The sequence below is a fragment of the Oleiphilus sp. HI0117 genome, assembly GCF_001635235.1.
In genome coordinates this window covers 1-17426 of sequence record NZ_LWGA01000686.1, presented here as the reverse complement: position 1 = coordinate 17426, position 17426 = coordinate 1, and the positions used below count along the sequence as shown (strand labels likewise).

Sequence of the window (17426 nt, the reverse complement as noted above, 5' to 3'; positions counted from 1 at the left end):
CCTGGATACCATCGCAGAGCTTGTAAAAGGCTACGATGCAGTTGTATTTCAGGAGCTTTTTGACCCGGTTCTGACAGCACATTTTAGAAGCAAGATCAGTGAGGAATATCCTTACCTGACAGACATTCCATTCAAGCTTGGTAAGTTACTGACAGGTGGCTCTTTCATTGCGAGTCGTCACCCGATTATTGATCACGATGATGTTGTCTATGATGCATGTCGAGCAGATGGTTGCTTAGCGTCTAAGGGCATGAACTATGCGAAAATTGATAAGGGTGGGAAAATCTATAACCTGTTTGGAACCCACACGCATGCCTACACGACAGCAGATGATATTGCGGTTCGATTTTCTCAGCTAGCGCAGCTAAAAGGTTTTGTAGATAGCAAGAACATCCCATCAGATCAACCTGTACTGATGGCGGGAGATTTCAACGTCGATAAGGTGAACTTCCCACAAGAGCACGTAGACTTTTTATCGCTTATGAATGCAACAGAACCTACAGCGTTAGGCGAGTACCCTTACTCTTACGCAGGCCCTGTGAATGTTTATGCGGATGATCAATACAATGAGTACTTAGACTATGTGTTGTATTCAAACGAGCATCAAGCGCCAGTTTATTCTCATAACAAGATGCTGACGCCTCGTAGTATTGAATGGGATCACTGGACCACTTGGGACTTGTCAGATCACTACCCTGTAGCGAGTGAGTTTGTATTCGCTGAGTAAGCCACTTTTTCTACCCTAGTTGCGTATTGATACCCACACTGTTTAGTGTGGGTTTTTTTCGTTTTGAGCGAGGCAAAAGACGCACGACTCGCTTTCTCCCGGCTGAGACATCGCGCCGGTATATATCTAATCTCTATTGAGCTTAATCTAAGCCAATTGTGATCTATTGAGGCGTTCTGCTCGTAAATCGTTTTGACCACTATTCCAATGTCTTGTCTTGAACTCTAATGAATCCATATAGGGCAATATGATGAAAGAGCGTAAGTTTCAGGTTAAACCCGGCACACATAAAGGAAATAAGGCGGCGCGCTTACCTTGCCGTGGCTGTACAAAAAACTGTGGAAACTATATGGTTTGTGAAGGCCGTCCATGGAGGACTCTAAGTGACCACAACTAAGTTATCTACCCGACTTTACGATACATCTTATCGAATCGTTGGCATCTTATATCTTGCCTCGGGCCTGTGGTGTGCGATAAATCCCACATTGTCCGCCAGTTTCTTGGGGATAAACTTTCAGAGTGAGATGGGGCTTGCCGAATTCTTTTCTGTCTATGGAGGGCTTCAAGTAGGGATCGGTTGTGCAATGATACTGTCATCATTTTACAAGCCTTACTTGGAAGGCGCCGTCTTTTTCGCAGCGATAGTATCGACAGGGCTAATAGGCTTTAGGTTGATCGCTTTGCCGCTTTTCAGCTCAGACACAAGCTTGTTAGGAATGGCTGTTCTTGAAGCGCTCATTGCTGTGCTGCTTTGGCGGTATTGGTATCTCATGAGGGCTCAGAATATCTTATTGAGATCTAAAATTTCCCGCTAACGGATATCTAAGTTTGTCTGCTTGGAAGGAGGAGCTGAACTCTCGTGATTCCTTATAGTCCGCTAAGTCACCTTTCAGGTGCGCAATTTAGATACGGATAAAACAGCCAGTTTGATCGTTGGCTAAATGATTCAAAATAAGCAAAAGCAACTCTTTCGTATAAACAGATACCGCTAAGTGATGGGCAGATCATAATTGACTTGTTTCATCTGCAGATCATTTGAATTGATTGGTTATTGGCAGGTTTCATATTACATTGCTAACCTTAGAGGATGCCTGAAGCGAAAGGATATCATTTCTTATGAAATATCAAATCATTAAGAATTTGGCTGCCAAGCTATTATTGTTTGCCATATTTTCGTTAGGGTTCACGAATGCGCACCCTCAATCTGTGATTGCATTGACTGCTCCAGAAAATGCCTTTGTTCAGGACATATCAGTCCAAGTATTGAAAAAAGCATACAACAAGATCGGTTATCAAGTAGAAATCCATAGACTTCCAAATGTTCGCTCTTTATTGTCTGCGAATATGGGTATGTTCGATGGGGAGGTATCACGTATTGGCAACCTGCATTCAAGCTACCCCAACTTAAATGCAGTACCTACCGCAATCAATATGATTAATATAATTGCTCTTGGAAAACACAGTAGCGAAAGAGTAAGCAAGATTAAAGATCTTGGGCATGACGTTGTTTGCGTAAAAGGAGTCAAGTTAGTAGAAAAGCTGGTTGAAGATAATAAAATCCAGTGCACTTTTGTTGTTAACACCAATCAAGCTCTCAGTATGGTCGCTCTGGGGAGAGTTAAATACACTTTACTGCCTGAAGCTAACGCGTTGAAGGCTCTCCTAACCGAACCGTTCGAGAACGTTAAAGTTGTCAGCCCAGTCTTATATTCAGAAAAGCTTTATCATTACTTGCATAAAAATAATCTCAATATAGTTGAACCTTTAGATAAAGTGCTTCGTAAAATGCAAAAAAATGGTGATATAGACCAAATACGCACTCGATTCTTAGAGAATATACTATAAGGAATGACTGCTTTAACTCCAAAGCTAGAACTATCAGTGTCTGAATTTCTATGACAATCAGGTCAAACTGGCATCAATCTTCAATAGTAGGCCCAGGCACAATGCTGCCTCGACACGACATCAACACAAGAAGTCAGTTCTAAGGGCCTAAACGTCCGCGAAGCTGACATTCACAAGGTCTTTAGCCACTTAATTCAGCCTCTCCACAGTCGTCATTGCCGCCCCCATTTCTTTCCACCCATTTCTACCAATCGAGACGCGGCTCGTCGAAAGGAAAAGGCGAGATCATTGGCGGACGAGAATTGTGCCAGTGACACGCCAATTAGACCCGTCGCCGACCACTCCAAATGTTCCCCCTCTTTGGTGCGAATCATGGTCGTCGCAAAGGAACTCGAGTTTCCCCCCTTCTCACTGACAAACAATTCTACATCTCCATCTCTGCTTTCGACTTGCGCTTCAAAATCGACAAATAATTCGTCGAGCGGGACTTGTGCCGCTAGCACCAAGCGGGTGCGAGATTCATAACACGCGTCAATGAGGTTCACGAATCGTCGCGCTTCGTTGAGGTGGTTGGCGCCCAATTGGGGGACGCTGTCCATAATGAGGACCGGAAATCGGTCGCAGAGGGAAAGATAATCGGCCGCGCCGAGCGGTTGGTAGCACAACTCGGAAAAGTCAAACCAGGCGCACCGGTCATTCAATCGGGCGACCTGGACGGTGCGACCGAAGCGAACTTGAATGACCTCAGCCTCAGTTCCGGATGCAGTGCCACCAAATATTTCTTCCAACTTCGCCTGCGTGTTGTTATTACTATTATTATCGCCATGAACATCCTTGTTTGACCAAAAATAGGATTGACCATCCGCTCGAGTTTCGAGTCGATAATCCTTAGTGGAACCCTCCATGGAAAAAATGTCGAACGTGTGTTTTAACATGTCTATGAATGGCATAAAGAGGGATCGGTTAATGCCTCCCTTATACAAGGCATCGGGGGAGCGATTCGAGGTGGCCACTACCACGACATTCCAATCCAATAATAATAAAAACAGTCTTTTCAAAATCATGGCATCGGCAACGTCTGTCACTTGAAATTCATCGAAACAGAGGAGTTGGGCTTCTTGTGCCAATTGTTTCGCAATGATGGGAATAGCATCACCCCTTGGGTGCTTCTTTTTGTAGACAAAGATTCGATGATGGACGTCTAGCATGAATTCATGAAAGTGGACGCGGCGTTTGGTAATTTTTGCGTGTTTGTGGCTGGAATTATTACAGCGAGAATCATCATCAGGAACATTAACCGACGCGTAAAAGAGATCCATTAGAAAACTCTTACCGACCCCGACCGGTCCATGAATGTAAATGCCCCGCGGTGGTGGACCAAAAGACCACAAATGGAACTTCTTTCGAAGAAAGGACTGGGCGGATGCCATGGATCGTGCCAGTAACAGTGGACTGCTGCTTTTACGGCTGCTCTCTGTCGGATCGTCGGTAAGCAAAGGTACTGGTGGGAGCGAGACAAGAGACTCGTGCAGGGCATCCAATTTTGCCGCCAGAGCGACTTGAGCGTTATCTCGCCGCACCTCCCCCGCGTCCACCTTGAGTTCATAAGCCGCTACCACGGGACCTGTCGAAAAGCTCCGCCGAGCGACGCGATGCTTTTCTATCATCATCTTCATCATCATCTTCTTCGTCATGGAGTTAATGAGTTTATCAACCAAAAGGTTTAATACGATGTATGGGTATCAAATGGATTTGTATTAGAGACTAAAATTTCGGAGTTCAACTTGTACAAAATTAGCATAACTATCTCAAATCTAGGGCTGGAGTTTGGGCAGAGCGGTCATTTTCCATTGTTGATCCGTGCTGCGAATCATGCCTTTGGAGTTAAAGGATACTAATAAAACGCTCGAGGTAGCTATTTTTTAGAACCTGACCTAGGCACCATCAAAAGCTAAAGGTCTGCTTTCCTGTTTTAAGTAATGTAAGGTTTCGAGGAAAATAGGCTCGATTCTTATGACCGCTATTCACCATTTTTTGATACTGGGATAAAAGTTCGTATCAGTAATATTCAGCCAAAGCTGAGAGAAGTACCAAGGCCTGCTTTTGGCACTTAGCGGACGTCAAGCAGCGCTTGCCAACCAATAGAAGAATTGAACTCAGAAGTAATGGTATTTAATATGCGCCACATAATTATCTGTTTTTAACTCGCCGTTCTTTTCTCTTAGGATGTTGGTCAGCCCTTTGTATTCCAATAAACGTTTTGAGGACCGTTCATAGTGCAGGTAAATCGGGTCCATCACTAGTCCGATTAGCCAGCTTTGCGGCTTAATGGATAGTTGCAAGCGTTCTTCATTAATATCAACAGTCTCTAGTTTGAAACCAATTAACTCAGACCGATCAAGCGACAGGATTTCAAATTTGATCTTCTTTCCCGCTAGCAAGTGCTGCCAATATTTGATGACCAAACGATCAAAGCCTGCATCGGCGACAATGCGCTTGCTGTTATCAATGCTTATCGTTTCATGCTGCAGGTCTTTCTTTTTGATGTGTTCAATCTTTACCTGATTGTCAGTTTTGGTCAGAAGACTTGTTTGATTCGAGCGGAGGTCGATAAAGCTCATGTCGGGTATTAATTTATGCTTCGAGAAATCCAGATCTTTCTTCGCAAAGACCTCTCCGTCTGGCGCCTTGTATTCGACATATGCATTGTCATACTGATTTGATCGATTGAGGTTTATATAGTGGTGCTCTGAGTACAGCAACTCGTCACTGTCTAGCGAATACGCTTTGCCCTCAAACTGAACGACTTTGATATCGCTTGGCGCAGCTTGTAGCTGAGCGCAAAGCGAAGAGAGCACAAAGAAACTGGCAATTGAGAAACTGCTAATAGCTTGCATATTTGCCTCCTTGGGCTGGCAGATCCTCCTTTGGTGAAGAGGGGAAGATTGCAGTACACAGAACTCCGACTACGAACCATTCTAGGATGATGAAAATAAGGGAGGCGTCTGCAAAGTGAAGCGCGCCGAAGTGACGGCCTGCCAGGTATGAAGCGGGTCCGGAAATGCAACATAAGCAGATGAAAAAATATGGCTTGGCTAAAAACCATTGCAGCGACGAAAGCAGTGTGAGCGTAAACGCACACCACATTATGATTAACCACAAGGGAATTATAAAATCGTTGGTTCTTAACTCGGGGTTCGGAAACTGGTAAACGCCTAGATGCATAAGCAAGCTGTCGATCAGAATGCCGATACACGCGATATACAAGAGTTTTAATGAGTTGTGAGTCGATGCGTTTGTTCGAACGAAATGCACTAATAGCAAGGCGAATGCGCAGAGCGCCAGGTACCAATCTGATAAAATTGCCAGAAACCAACAGCTTTGGAATAACACCGCATTGAGGAGCCTATTTAGTTGTTCCCGAGACATTGAGTAGACTCCTTAATGGTGTGGTTGGCTATATCGCTTATCACTGCCTTATATGCGAGACAGGGGCTCGTTTCTATAACCTGGTTTAGCGAATAACATATGAGATACGCCGATAGAGCGCTCTTTGAAACCTCCTGCGCAGTAGCAGAGGTAGAACTCCCACATACGTTTAAATTCTTTGCTATAGCCTAGCTCTGTGATGGTCGCTGAGGCTTTATTAAATGAATCCAACCATGCTAGCAGTGTTCTAGCGTAGTGTTCCGCAAAGTCCTCTTGATAAACGAGTCGTAGGTCGCTGGCCTTCATCGATGAGCTAGTGAGAGCCTGAATTGAAGGAATACAACTACCAGGAAAGATATAACGCTGAATAAAATCGACGTTGCGTTTGGCGTACTCGAAACGCTGGTCTTCAATTGTGATGGCTTGAATCAGCATCGCGCCATTTGGTTTCAACAGTGAGGCGCAAGTCGCGAAAAAGGTGTCATAGTATTGCCAGCCAACCGCTTCGATCATTTCTATTGAAACGAGCTTGTCGAATTGCCCCTCTAGCTCACGATAGTCTTGCTTTAGAAGTGTGATTTTATCGCTTAAGCCTGCTTCGCTGATCCGTGTTTGTGCTAACTCATGTTGTTTATCAGAGATCGTGGTGGTGGTGACTTTGCAGCCATAGTGCTTGGCAGCATAGATGGCGAACCCGCCCCAGCCAGAGCCAATTTCAACCACATGGTCAGATTCAGATAGGTTTAGTTTTTCACAGATAGTCTTAAGCTTGTATTGTGATGCCTCTTCCATGCTTGCCTGTTCGCTAGGGAAGATGCCAGAGGAATACATCATTGTCGGGTCCAGGAAGGTCTTAAATAAATCATTACCCAGGTCGTAATGCGCAGCGATATTTCGCTTGGAGCCTTTTTCGGTATTTTGGTTCCAGAGGTGAAAGGCTTTAGTTAAGGGCCGGGATAGCAGGGCGAAGCCGCCTTCCATTTGATCTAGAATATCACGGTTCTGGACCATGACTTGCACTAGTTTAGTTAGATCCGGTGAGCTCCAGTCTTCTGACATATAGGCTTCTGCCGCGCCTATGCTGCCGCCCGTCATAATATCTAGATAACAATTTTCATCAAGAATATGTAGCTCGGAATAAAGCGGGTCATTGGGAGAAAGTGGTTCTCCGAAGAGTGTACGTGCGCCTGGTTCAACAATGACAATTGTCCCCGTGTGCAGTTTTTGTAGCTGCTTATGTACGAGTTTTCGGGCGACGCTACTTACACTGAATTTTGATTGCTTTTTGGCGTGACTCACTAGGCTTGTGGGACTCATCTCGATGTCTCCTTTACGGGCATTCGTTGTTATCTTATTTGCTTAAGTTAGGGTGATCGTAAAATGGTATGCGCTTTAGCCATAGCTTTAACGCTTGCCAATATATCCCCATGCTTACTCTTACGGTCATAAACGGAAATCGGATCAGTGTGCTGGCTAAATAGTTTGTGAAATCGTATCGCTCCATCACTAACGTGGCGTCAAAGTGCTTTTCGTTTTGTTCGTCGCGCTGGGTGTTATCCATATGCACTCTTAGCCCTTGGTTTGGCTCATCAAAGGTCCAGTGATAGGTCATATCCATAGGGTTGAACGGCGAAACATGAAAAACTTTGGGAAACTCATAGTGGTGATATTTTTGTGCTTTCAGGGCATACGAGCCATACTCTCCCGATTGACCTACGGGTAGCACATAAGCATGCCGTTCACCCCATGGGGTGTTGGTGATTTCAGCCAAAATAGAAACCAGCTTGTTAGCTTTGTCAAAACAGTAGTAGAAGGTGACAGGGTTAAAGACTGCATTGAAATAGCGGGCGTGGCACAGCATTCTGACGTGTTCAATTTCCGGCGCAGATAAACCTTGTTCGGTGAGATTGTTCGTCACTTTGTTAATGACGGCTTGTTTTAAATCGCCCGATTCGGGTGAGTAATAATCATCGCGACGAAACGAGACAATATTGAACTTTTCGAGTGAACAGTACCACTTCGATTTACACAGCGATTCTAACTCGTCTAAGTCAAGATAGAGCATAAACAAGGGGTAGCGAAACTGGTGTTTCTTGGGCAAAAAACGACGATGCCGTATCGATCCTCTATATATTGAGCTGTGCTTTATTTTGCTCACTAGAGTGTTTCTCCGAAAGCCTCTGCGACGCGAAGTCCGCTATTGACCCCATCTTCATGAAAGCCGTTGAACCAATAGGCACCACAATAGTGTGTGCGTCCATGACCAGACTCAGGGTTACCACTTATTTCATGATGACGCGCCTGTGCTTTGACGCCGTCTTGGCTAAAGACCGGGTGGCTGTAGTTGAACGTGCGAATGATCTTGCTGGGGTCTATTTCATTGGTCCTGTTTAGAGTAACTAGAAATGTTTCGGGAGCGTCGTCGAAGTTCTGCAGGATGTTCATGTTGTAAGTCACCATGGCACAATCATTAGCGCGCTGAGGAATATGATAATTCCAAGCCGCCCAGGCCAGTTTTTTCTTAGGCATGAGGCGAGTATCTGTATGCAGAGTGACGCTGTTGTCCTGATAGGGGATTGCGCCAAGAATCTCGCTCTCTTTTTCAGACACATCGCCGAGTAGCCGTAAGGCTTGATCGCTATGGCAGGCAAAGATGACCTGATCAAAGGTCTGCACAGAATGGTCGCTAAAGGTAATGGCCGCCTCGCTAGGGCTTCGTGTTACCTTTATGATATTGCTGTTAAGGTGAATGTTGTCTTTAAAACGCTGTGTAATCGGTGCTATGTAAGACTCTGAACCATTCGTTAGTACCCTCCACTGCGGTCGATCATCGACACTTAACATGCCGTGATTCTTAAAAAACTGAATAAAGAATTTTAAGGGAAACGATAGCATTACATCGACAGATGCAGACCAGATAGCCGCTCCCATTGGAACAATATAATAGTTTTTAAACGCGTCGGAATAGCCATTTTGTTCAATGAATTCACCTAGGCTTTGCTCAGTGTCGAGTGTACCCGCTTCCAAGCTCTCAACCGTTTGTTTGTTGAATTTAAGGATGTCGCTTATCATCCTCAGAAACTTAGGGCGGAACAGGTTACTTCGTTGCGCGAATAAGCTGTTTAGGTTGGTGCCATTGTATTCAAGGTCAGTGTTTTCACATCGTACACTGAAGCTCATGTCTGAATCTTCGCTTGTAACGCCTAGCTGGTCCATTAGTTTGATGAAGTTAGGGTAGGTCCAGTCATTAAAAACGATAAAACCTGTATTCACCGGGTAGCTTTTGCCTTGGCATTGTACGTGTTCGGTGTGGGTATGGCCGCCAATATAGTCGTTCGATTCGAATAAGCTAACGTCATGACGCTTACTCAAAAGATAGGCAGACGTCAGGCCCGCGATGCCTGATCCGATGACCGCAATGCGTTGGTTTGTAAGGTGCTGGTGAGAAGGGTTCTGATTCATTGCTGGTGATCCTGAGGGTTTGTCGTCGCGATTGACTGAGTTGTTCTTGTAGAAGAATCGGCCTGAGATGCATTGCGCGATAACTTGGCAAGTAAAGAAAAGCGAAGATGATCAGGTAACAAAGAGATCAGCTTCAGTGTTCGAGTAAATCGTTGCGGAAAATGTATGTCGAAAATGCCTCTTTCAAGTCCGGAAATAATTCGACTGGCAGCTTCTTCGGGTTCCATGAGTAGTGGCATTGGAAAATCATTGAGATCGGTTAAAGGTGTTTTGACAAACCCCGGACTCACTAGATGAACGTCAATGCCTTCTTGCTGTAAATCTATTTTTAAGCACTCGGTAAAATATCGTAGTGCCGCTTTTGAAGCGCCGTAGACATGTGCTCTGGGAAGCGCTTGATAGGTGACGCTGCTCGACATCACGACCAGTTTTGGCGTTTTTCCTTGTTTGGCGGATTCGCGCAACAGGGGCAGCGCTGCATTGATGGTCGAAACAGCGGCCGTGAAATTGGTGTCCATCACGCGTTTGATACTGCTCATATCAATTTCGTCTGAATCGATATACTCACACGTACCCGCGTTCACGACGACCATATCAATCGACGGATAAGTGCTTTGCAGCTTTTCTACGACGGCTTGGCAAGCACTATCATTGGTGATATCTAGCGTTTGTGGCTCGCACTTTGATGGTGTCTGTCCGCACAACGCGTCTAGTTTATCTTCTGAGCGAGCGCTTGTTATGATTGATTTATCAAACTTCGCCAAGGCGGTGACGAGCGCTTTTCCAATCCCGGTGCTAGCACCAATTACCCAAATACGTTCAATATCATTCAGCATTGTCGGCTCCTGCTACTTCATAAAATATTTTAGAGTTTGGATAAGTTTCCCCATGACCGGTATGTGCTCATAGAGCAATTGCCCGCCATCAAAGTAGTCTCTGTGGTAGTACACTTTGTCGTTGAAACGTATTAGGCTTGCCCCTTCAATCGTGATTATTCTGCCTTTATTTAGCTTCGGGTGAGCATATTTCATGGTCCAATTTAACATGGCATCATTGTCTTTAACCCACTGGTCATGGAAGGTGAACTGGCAGGAAAGTAAGTTCTGATACAGTGACGCGCAGTACCCTTGAAAGTTAGCTACGCCTTCTATCCGATGAAAGCTATCTTCGAATAATACGTCTGGTTCGTAGACTGCTTCAATGATTCCACTATCGCAGTTATTCGCATCGAGCGTGTGGAAGAGGTGCTTGAATCGCTCTACAACATTAGCGGGTGTTTCTGACTTTATAACGACGACTGACATGATGATTGTGCCTTTTTAAGTATGAACGTTTATGCTTGAACGTTTTTGTCTACCTTCTTCTAGGATACGAGAAGGCACAGGGTTCAGATCAGAAATAATTCTAAAAAAGCTCAATAGACGCAGTATCAAGTAAGAAATATCAATCTCCCACCAGTAGAAACCCTGCCTTGCAGAGACGGCAAAGCGGTGATGATTGTTGTGCCAGCCTTCTCCCAGGGTAAGCAGTGCAAGGAAAGCATTATTCCGACTTTGGTCTTTTGTCTCAAAGCGCCTTGATCCCCATACGTGACCAAGAGAGTTAATGGTGAAGGTGGCGTGAAACAAAAATACTGTAGAGATAAAGAAGCCCCAAACCAGAATTTGTAAACCATTAACGCCTGAGTTTGGTAAAGCATAAGCCAAGTATTCACCCAGCATGTACATGCCGATTGCGAAGAGAACGGGCACTAGGCTATCAAAGCGATTTAGAAAGCGGAGTTCAGGGAACTTCGCTAGGTCTTTTATGACACTGTAATCGGTTTTAAACCCTTCATCGCTCATGAACCATCCGACGTGACTCCACCAAAAACCATGAGCAATGGGAGAGTGTAAGTCTGACTCTTCATCTGAGTGCTTATGATGATTCCGGTGATGAGCGGCCCACCAAAGCGGGCCTCTTTGAGACGCTGAATTGCCTAGCACGGCAAAACAAAACTGCCAAAAGCGGTTGGCCTTGTAACTCTTGTGAGAAAAAAAGCGGTGATAAAACGCGGTGACCGCAAACATCCTTAGCCAAAAAGCGGCTAAACAGATCGCAATGGCGACGGGGCTCCAGCCTGTCCAGATGACACCTAGGCAGCCTAAGTGGACGGCAATAAATGGCATGCAACGCATCCAGTTTACGGTGTTGGTAGCGTGCTCCCTTTTGGGGTCAGGTGAGTAAGACTCAGAGTCAAACCAGCTAATAAGGTTACCTATTAGCCTTGTTGAGTGACCCGCTTTAGTCTTACTGCTCGGTGTATCGTTCATGAGTAATAGTCCAAAAGAGGAAGCTGTTCAGTATCAGCTTGTTTGTGAAGCGATTTAAATGCCGCTTTCGTTTGTGACGTTGCCAGGGCGTGTTCGACTATTTCTGCGGGGTAAGCGCATGCAGCTCTCTGTTCTTTAGTTGGTTGGTGTATTGACTTGCTATCCAAGGTTTGTAGTTCAGGAACATAGCGTCTTATAAACTGTCCTTGGGGGTCAAAGCGTTCAGACTGGCGTGTGGGGTTAAAAATTCTGAAGTAGGGAACCGCGTCGACGCCTGTCGAGGCTGACCATTGCCATCCACCATTGTTGGACGCCAAATCACCATCGACTAGCATTTCCATAAAGTACGCTTCACCGAGTCGCCAATCAATTAATAAGTGCTTTGTTAAAAACATCGCGGTAATCATGCGTAGTCGATTGTGCATCCAGGCTTTTTCTTTTAATTGGCGCATGGCAGCATCAACGATGGGGTAGCCTGTTTTTCCAGCCTTCCATTGTTCAAACAAACGATGGTCTTTACGCCAAGGTAGCTGATCTGTTTCTTTCTTAAACGGCTTATGCATGCTCAACCTCGGATAAGCGTACAAGAGGTGGCGATAGAATTCTCTCCATAGTAGTTCGTTTATCCAGGTGTTGACGCCTTCATTACGCCCTTCAAACTCGCCTTGATTATAGCTTAGTGCTGATCTTAAACACTGTGATGTGCTTACGATACCCGTTGCAAGATAAGGAGACAGTGAACTTGTCGCGTCGAGCGAGGGAATATCTCTGGCCTTATGGTAAGAGGCTGCGCGTTCTTCCATGAAGTTATTAAGTAGCTCGTGAGCGTGATCTTCTCCTGCGGGCCAATGATGGTCCCACCGAGAATCGACTTGAAACGTCGCAACATTCAAGTTTGGTGCTTTGACTGTTAAGGGCGGTTGTGGCGAGGGTTTGTTGACCAGGTGCCTGGATAAAGTCTTCGACTGCTTTAAAAATGCACGTTTAAATGCCGAGAATACATGATAGTAGCTTCCCTTCTGGTTCCTCAAGGTGCCCGGAGAAACGATGCATTGATCATGAAAAGATTGGCTGATAATGCCGTGATTACGTAAGTTTTCAGATACCGACTTGGCGAGTCGGCGCTCGTTCAGTCCATAATCTTCATTGTAGAAAAGGTGAGAAACTTTCAGCTGGCTGGCAAACTCAGAAATACTCGATTCCAGTTTTTGCATGGATTCTGCTGTAAGAACATAAAAGGGAACGTTAAGCTCGCTGAGAGCGCCAGAGAGTATTTCTAGTTGGCGCAGGATAAGAGATCGTTTAGCTGGCGACTCATTGTGGGCATCCCAGGTTTCTTCAGATATCACATAAACAGCAATGCTAGGCCCGGATGACATGGCAGCCGAAAGCGCCGGGTTATCATAAACCCTTAGATCACTTCTAAACCAGATTAGGTTGAGTAAATGTTCTTGCGTCATCTTATATTATCCCTTTTTGTTGCTATTTTATGTTGCCAATATCTTATACTACGAACCTTGTATATCATACGCAGGCCGAATGAAATTAGATCTGTTTTGCTACCGATATGCCACTTAAATAGGCGCACTCAAGTCCGTGGCGGGATTGATTCGTGGCAAGATAGTCTCCACTGAGGTGTATTTTTTCACTACATGTAAGGTAGTTCTCTTTATTGTCGATGGGGGTATTACTCGGCAGAGAATATAGCCAGCGATGTAAGTGTGAAACGATGATATCTATTTTTTGTTCGCATAGTGCTTCGAACTCACTCAATAGATAGCTTTCAACGCGTGTTCGTTCCCAATTAATTGTTTCTTGGCTCCACTCTTCGCCAGCTTGGACTTGATAGTACTGCACTGAATCGTCTGGCTTAGCACCTCGTTTAACGTGCTCTGGCGAAATTGACTTAATATTTGGGTGCTGTGCAGAATCTATTTTTAGTTCTGTACTGCTACGAACGGCCAAGAGAAGTACCCATTGTGGTTCCATTTTAATGTGCTCGATTAGAGGGCAGAGACTATTGCCTTTGGGTAATAGGTCGTAAGCTTGTTGAGGTGGCGTTGCGATTACAATGTGCTCTGCTGTGCAGAACAGCTGCTCGCCAGTAGGTGATTCAGTGTAAACCTGCCAAAGCTCACGTTCCTTTTCGAGGCGACAAACCCGGGTGGAAAAGTGAATGTTCAGGTCTTTAGCAATGTGGCGCGTGATGCTGGAGTTTCGCTCTCGGCCAACATAGTACTCTGGCTGATTGGCGCAGGGAACGATAAGCTCATCGGCCAGCCACTTATCAAGTTGAGCTTTAAATTGTGGTGTTTCGCTAGAGAAACTAGGGCAGCCGAGGTCAAACGTAAGGCTTTGGTCGTCAGGTAGTGGTAAGCGCTTTGATGAGAGCCTGCCGCCAGTTCCGCGTGACTTTTCGACCACCGCTACCTTTTTGCCTCTATGTTGTAACTGCTTAGCAGCCGTTAATCCTGCCATGCCTGCACCAATTATGACTACGTCCATAACTGTGTCCATAACTACGTCTGATTTCATGTCTCACCTAAGTATTAAAAGATTCTACTAACTATACGGCATAGCTCAGATATTGGATTTATGGGTTTACCCAAATAGTAATATGCTTTACATTTCAGGAATGATTCAAACGTAGATTTCTTGCAGGAAGGCCCGGTGGCTACCATCACTCCAGAAAACCAAAAGTTAAACGCCTTGTTAATGAGTATTGCTCAAAATCAAGACCGTAGTGCGTTTATAGAACTATTTAACTTAAGCTCTGCACGCTTGAAAGCGTATGCCATTAAGTGTGGTTCGAACTCAGCAGATGCCGAGGAGCTATTACAAGAGTGCATGTTAACCGCATGGCGAAAAGCGCATACCTTTAAGCCAGAATCCGGCACTGCGATTACCTGGTTATATACGATTGTTCGTAACAAACGTATTGATATTGCACGTAAGGGTCGCCCTGATTTGGTCCAATCTGATGACTTGTTTTATGAAGAGGGTGGTGAATCTCTAGAAAGTGAAGTCGAAAGTGATCTAAATGCGCTGATTGTTCGTAACTTAATCACAGCCTTACCTGACGAGCAAAAACAGATTGTCTACAAGGTTTACTTTGAAGGGAAATCACACAGTGAAATTGCAGGGGAATTGGACTTGCCCCTTGGCACGATTAAATCGAGACTCAGACTAGCAATGAAAAAGCTAGATAACTTGGCAAAAGAGCATATGACATGGCTAATTATCATCCTTCCGATGACCTTTTAATGCAGTTCGCTGCTGGGCAGGCACCTAATGCTTTGGGTATTATCGTTGCTTGTCATATCGAAACTTGCGGTTCGTGTGCCGCAAAAGTACGACGTTACGAAAGCTTAGGCGGTGATATATTATCTAGCCTGGAGCCTGAGCCGGTTGGCGCGAACGTACTAGACAATATTCTCGCGCGGCTTGATGATCCTGTCGCGAATGACAAACCTTTGAACTCAGCGAATCAGCAGGTCGAGATTCCACCGCCACTGAGGCGGTTTGTTGATAAAGACTTCGACCAGTTATCGTGGTCAGGCTTTTCAAGCAGCATAAAAGAGTTTGTATTACCTATTTCCGATGAACGCTACACCGCTAAGTTTTATCGAATCGCTGCAGGCAAAGAACTCCCAGAGCATACACATGAGGGCAATGAATTTACCTTGGTGATGCGTGGTAGTTTTTGCGATAAAGCAGGTGATTATCATAAAGATGATTTCATTTTGGCCGACACCCAGACTATTCACCAGCCAAGAGCGCATATGGAAGAAGACTGTATATGCTTTGCTGTGATGGATGCTCCTTTGAAAATGACGGGCTTTTTTGGTCGAATGTTGAACCCATTCCTTCGTTGACAGAGTATTTCGGATTAGCCTCTTAGCACTTACCTTAAGTAAATTGAAGTGCCGTCGTTTAGGGTCATGCATTGCGACAATTGCGGGGTTTTCTTTCCATGGTTTCCGCGTTCTTACAAAGCCTCAAGGCATAACCTAGATTTCATCGCGAAGGCCTATTCCATCTAGGCCTTCGCTTAACACCTCATATTTAAACCTGTTCAATCTGTTTTAAGGGTGAGACTGGGTATTTCTATTGGTTCAAGAACTTCGCTAAATAATGTTGAATTTCACCGTCCTTGACTGCGCTATATCCAATGTACATATTATTGCCTTCTAATGCGATGGAGCCTGTCGTGATTTGAGTGCCTGAGGTCGCTACGGTTGCACCGATGAACTGGCCACTTGAATCAAATTTCTCGTTGTTACCACCACCGACAACATACACTGCACTGTCTTCATCAAGCGCTAAGTCTTGAACAATATTTTGGCTCGTGGTTTGCCACAGCTCTTGCCCTTGCTCATTCAATTTAACTAGGCGTCTGGACTTGTCGTTAGAAAGGCTGAGCACTACATTGTCTCGCCAATCTGCCTTCAGTAAAGCCGGGCCCGGTAGTCCATAACTTTGTTGTGGCGGGTAGTAGGTTTTACTCCAGGATGGTTGACCGTTTGGACTGATACCGGCTATGCGTGTTGAATCATCTTGTTGATTGTGCGCGATAACAATGCTGTCATCAGATAGGACTGCGAGAGCGGCTTGAAGGTAAAGGTCTGCAGGTAAATCAACAGCCCAGGCCAGTTGCCCTGCAGCATTGTATTTCGCTGCTTTTTCTGCGCCGACAATATGGATGTCGCCGGCATCATTAACCTCGATATCCCATGCTTTCTCATGTTCAATTTTAAGTTGTTTGACGCCATCTAAGTTAAACACTTGGGTGGCAAAACCTGTAACATATAACTGGTCTTGATGGATCTCTAGATCGCGCGCATCATCGTGTTTAGATAGCTCAATAGACCACACTAGTTCTCCATAAGTATCTACTTTAACGAGGAAAGAGCCATAGCGTTGAATGTCATTTTCGACAATATAGCTAACACCAATGGCATAGCTGTTACCGTCACTATCTAGGGTGAGATCAGTTATCTTATCGTCACTTCGATAGTTGCCTTTCGCAAGGTCAATATCGGTTGACCAGATTAATTCACCATCACTGCTTCGCTTAACCAGCAAAATATTTTGTTGGCGGTCCGTGCCTGTTCGGATCGTTGATCCGCCGCTGATTATTTCTCCATAACCATCGACGGCGACATTTGATAGCCACTCAACTCGAGATTCATTGCTACTGGCATGAGAGTAATATTGCTCCCATTCTGGTGTGATTTCATTCTTACAGGCAGTCAGTAGGGTAAGCGGAAGCAATAAAGATAATGTTTTAAGGTGTAGGTTCATACGTTTAATAAAACTCCATGTGTGTATGAAAAGAGGTTGTAATGTTTTAAAAACAACATTAGGTGTTGGAATATAGTGATAAAATTTAGTATAAGCATACTAAAATGTTATCTGGTTAACGGTTTTTTGTTTAATAAGGTGTTCTTAGCCCACTTAAGGTGTCGGGAGCACACAAAAACTATTTTGATACTGACACTATCTTCCTGAGCCAACTACCTATAATCTTTACGATGTAAGTTTTTTGCTGTATGTGATGATTCAATACTTAAAATAAATCGTAATAATTGGATTATGTGATTTAACCATTAATTATCCATGTAGGAATTGCTCTTATGACTAAGGAATCC

At 44.8% G+C, this 17426-nt stretch carries 17 protein-coding genes; 4 read left to right on the top strand and 13 right to left on the bottom strand.

The window, feature by feature from the left end:
- Positions 1–727, top strand: a 727-nt coding sequence (locus tag A3757_RS09690; protein WP_197469974.1) for a sphingomyelin phosphodiesterase, incomplete at its 5' end; no start/stop codon positions are given.
- A 610-nt stretch (positions 728–1337) separates the two neighbouring features.
- Here A3757_RS09690 and A3757_RS27895 read toward each other — a convergent pair.
- Positions 1338–1466 carry a hypothetical protein gene (locus tag A3757_RS27895; RefSeq protein WP_255374950.1) on the bottom strand — a complete coding sequence of 43 codons (129 nt, stop codon included), beginning with the start codon at positions 1464–1466 and terminating at the stop codon, positions 1338–1340.
- 377 nt (positions 1467–1843) lie between these two features.
- Between A3757_RS27895 and A3757_RS09685 the strand changes: the two genes are divergently transcribed.
- Positions 1844–2572: an ABC transporter substrate-binding protein gene (locus A3757_RS09685; RefSeq protein WP_068553476.1), complete on the top strand. Its 729-nt coding sequence runs from the start codon at positions 1844–1846 to the stop codon at positions 2570–2572.
- Positions 2573–2784: 212 nt separating this feature from the next.
- Here A3757_RS09685 and zapE read toward each other — a convergent pair whose 3' ends face one another.
- The 11 genes from zapE to A3757_RS09630 all read right to left on the bottom strand — a co-directional run bounded on the left by zapE (position 2785) and on the right by A3757_RS09630 (position 14310).
- Positions 2785–4290: a cell division protein ZapE gene (gene zapE / locus A3757_RS09680; RefSeq protein WP_197469973.1), complete on the bottom strand. Its 1506-nt coding sequence runs from the start codon at positions 4288–4290 to the stop codon at positions 2785–2787.
- 438 nt (positions 4291–4728) lie between these two features.
- A complete protein-coding gene (locus A3757_RS09675) occupies positions 4729–5469 on the bottom strand; it encodes a hypothetical protein (RefSeq protein WP_068553425.1) in 741 nt (246 codons plus the stop codon).
- Positions 5456–6001 carry a DUF2878 domain-containing protein gene (locus tag A3757_RS28090; protein WP_068515392.1) on the bottom strand — a complete coding sequence of 182 codons (546 nt, stop codon included), beginning with the start codon at positions 5999–6001 and terminating at the stop codon, positions 5456–5458. Before A3757_RS28090 ends, A3757_RS09675 begins: the two co-directional genes overlap by 14 nt.
- 48 nt (positions 6002–6049) lie before the next feature.
- Positions 6050–7318 carry a cyclopropane-fatty-acyl-phospholipid synthase family protein gene (locus tag A3757_RS09665; RefSeq protein WP_068515394.1) on the bottom strand — a complete coding sequence of 423 codons (1269 nt, stop codon included), beginning with the start codon at positions 7316–7318 and terminating at the stop codon, positions 6050–6052.
- A 34-nt stretch (positions 7319–7352) separates the two neighbouring features.
- Positions 7353–8159 carry a DUF1365 domain-containing protein gene (locus tag A3757_RS09660; RefSeq protein WP_068515398.1) on the bottom strand — a complete coding sequence of 269 codons (807 nt, stop codon included), beginning with the start codon at positions 8157–8159 and terminating at the stop codon, positions 7353–7355.
- Positions 8159–9463, bottom strand: coding sequence for an NAD(P)/FAD-dependent oxidoreductase (locus tag A3757_RS09655; protein WP_068515401.1), 1305 nt, complete (start codon positions 9461–9463; stop codon positions 8159–8161). Before A3757_RS09655 ends, A3757_RS09660 begins: the two co-directional genes overlap by 1 nt.
- On the bottom strand, positions 9460–10299 hold the full coding sequence (locus A3757_RS09650; protein WP_068553424.1) for an SDR family oxidoreductase: 840 nt from the start codon (positions 10297–10299) through the stop codon (positions 9460–9462). The genes A3757_RS09655 and A3757_RS09650 overlap by 4 nt, the downstream gene beginning before the upstream one ends.
- Before the next feature lie 12 nt (positions 10300–10311).
- A complete protein-coding gene (locus A3757_RS09645) occupies positions 10312–10767 on the bottom strand; it encodes a nuclear transport factor 2 family protein (RefSeq protein WP_082865183.1) in 456 nt (151 codons plus the stop codon).
- Between the two features lie 15 nt (positions 10768–10782).
- Positions 10783–11775, bottom strand: coding sequence for an acyl-CoA desaturase (locus tag A3757_RS09640; protein WP_068515410.1), 993 nt, complete (start codon positions 11773–11775; stop codon positions 10783–10785).
- Entirely contained in the window at positions 11772–13235 is a 1464-nt protein-coding gene (gene phrB / locus A3757_RS09635; RefSeq protein WP_068515415.1) for a deoxyribodipyrimidine photo-lyase, read from the bottom strand. Before phrB ends, A3757_RS09640 begins: the two co-directional genes overlap by 4 nt.
- 85 nt (positions 13236–13320) lie before the next feature.
- Positions 13321–14310 carry an NAD(P)/FAD-dependent oxidoreductase gene (locus A3757_RS09630; RefSeq protein ID WP_068515418.1) on the bottom strand — a complete coding sequence of 330 codons (990 nt, stop codon included), beginning with the start codon at positions 14308–14310 and terminating at the stop codon, positions 13321–13323.
- A gap of 135 nt (positions 14311–14445) precedes the next feature.
- On the opposite strand from A3757_RS09630, the gene A3757_RS09625 reads away from it, so the two are divergent.
- Both A3757_RS09625 and A3757_RS09620 read left to right on the top strand, forming a co-directional pair.
- Positions 14446–15039 carry a sigma-70 family RNA polymerase sigma factor gene (locus A3757_RS09625; protein ID WP_082865284.1) on the top strand — a complete coding sequence of 198 codons (594 nt, stop codon included), beginning with the start codon at positions 14446–14448 and terminating at the stop codon, positions 15037–15039.
- On the top strand, positions 15006–15650 hold the full coding sequence (locus A3757_RS09620; protein WP_068553795.1) for a ChrR family anti-sigma-E factor: 645 nt from the start codon (positions 15006–15008) through the stop codon (positions 15648–15650). The genes A3757_RS09625 and A3757_RS09620 overlap by 34 nt, the downstream gene beginning before the upstream one ends.
- A 232-nt stretch (positions 15651–15882) precedes the next feature.
- On the opposite strand, the gene A3757_RS09615 is transcribed toward A3757_RS09620, so the two are convergent.
- Positions 15883–17079, bottom strand: a complete 1197-nt coding sequence (locus tag A3757_RS09615) for a PQQ-binding-like beta-propeller repeat protein (protein ID WP_068554924.1) — start codon at positions 17077–17079, stop codon at positions 15883–15885.
- Positions 17080–17426: the final 347 nt, after the last annotated feature.

Bases quoted from the DNA above. Each gene is read 5' to 3' on its own strand.
- phrB (WP_068515415.1), bottom strand. From the start codon at position 13,235: ATGACGCAAGAACATTTACTCAACCTAATCTGGTTTAGAAGTGATCTA.
- A3757_RS09620 (WP_068553795.1), top strand. From the start codon at position 15,006: ATGGCTAATTATCATCCTTCCGATGACCTTTTAATGCAGTTCGCTGCT.
- A3757_RS09645 (WP_082865183.1), bottom strand. From the start codon at position 10,767: ATGTCAGTCGTCGTTATAAAGTCAGAAACACCCGCTAATGTTGTAGAG.
- A3757_RS09640 (WP_068515410.1), bottom strand. From the start codon at position 11,775: ATGAACGATACACCGAGCAGTAAGACTAAAGCGGGTCACTCAACAAGG.
- A3757_RS09655 (WP_068515401.1), bottom strand. From the start codon at position 9,463: ATGAATCAGAACCCTTCTCACCAGCACCTTACAAACCAACGCATTGCG.
- A3757_RS28090 (WP_068515392.1), bottom strand. From the start codon at position 6,001: ATGTCTCGGGAACAACTAAATAGGCTCCTCAATGCGGTGTTATTCCAA.
- A3757_RS09615 (WP_068554924.1), bottom strand. From the start codon at position 17,079: ATGAACCTACACCTTAAAACATTATCTTTATTGCTTCCGCTTACCCTA.
- A3757_RS09685 (WP_068553476.1), top strand. From the start codon at position 1,844: ATGAAATATCAAATCATTAAGAATTTGGCTGCCAAGCTATTATTGTTT.
- A3757_RS09665 (WP_068515394.1), bottom strand. From the start codon at position 7,318: ATGAGTCCCACAAGCCTAGTGAGTCACGCCAAAAAGCAATCAAAATTC.
- A3757_RS27895 (WP_255374950.1), bottom strand. From the start codon at position 1,466: ATGAGCGCTTCAAGAACAGCCATTCCTAACAAGCTTGTGTCTGAGCTG.
- A3757_RS09675 (WP_068553425.1), bottom strand. From the start codon at position 5,469: ATGCAAGCTATTAGCAGTTTCTCAATTGCCAGTTTCTTTGTGCTCTCT.
- A3757_RS09650 (WP_068553424.1), bottom strand. From the start codon at position 10,299: ATGCTGAATGATATTGAACGTATTTGGGTAATTGGTGCTAGCACCGGG.
- A3757_RS09630 (WP_068515418.1), bottom strand. From the start codon at position 14,310: ATGAAATCAGACGTAGTTATGGACACAGTTATGGACGTAGTCATAATT.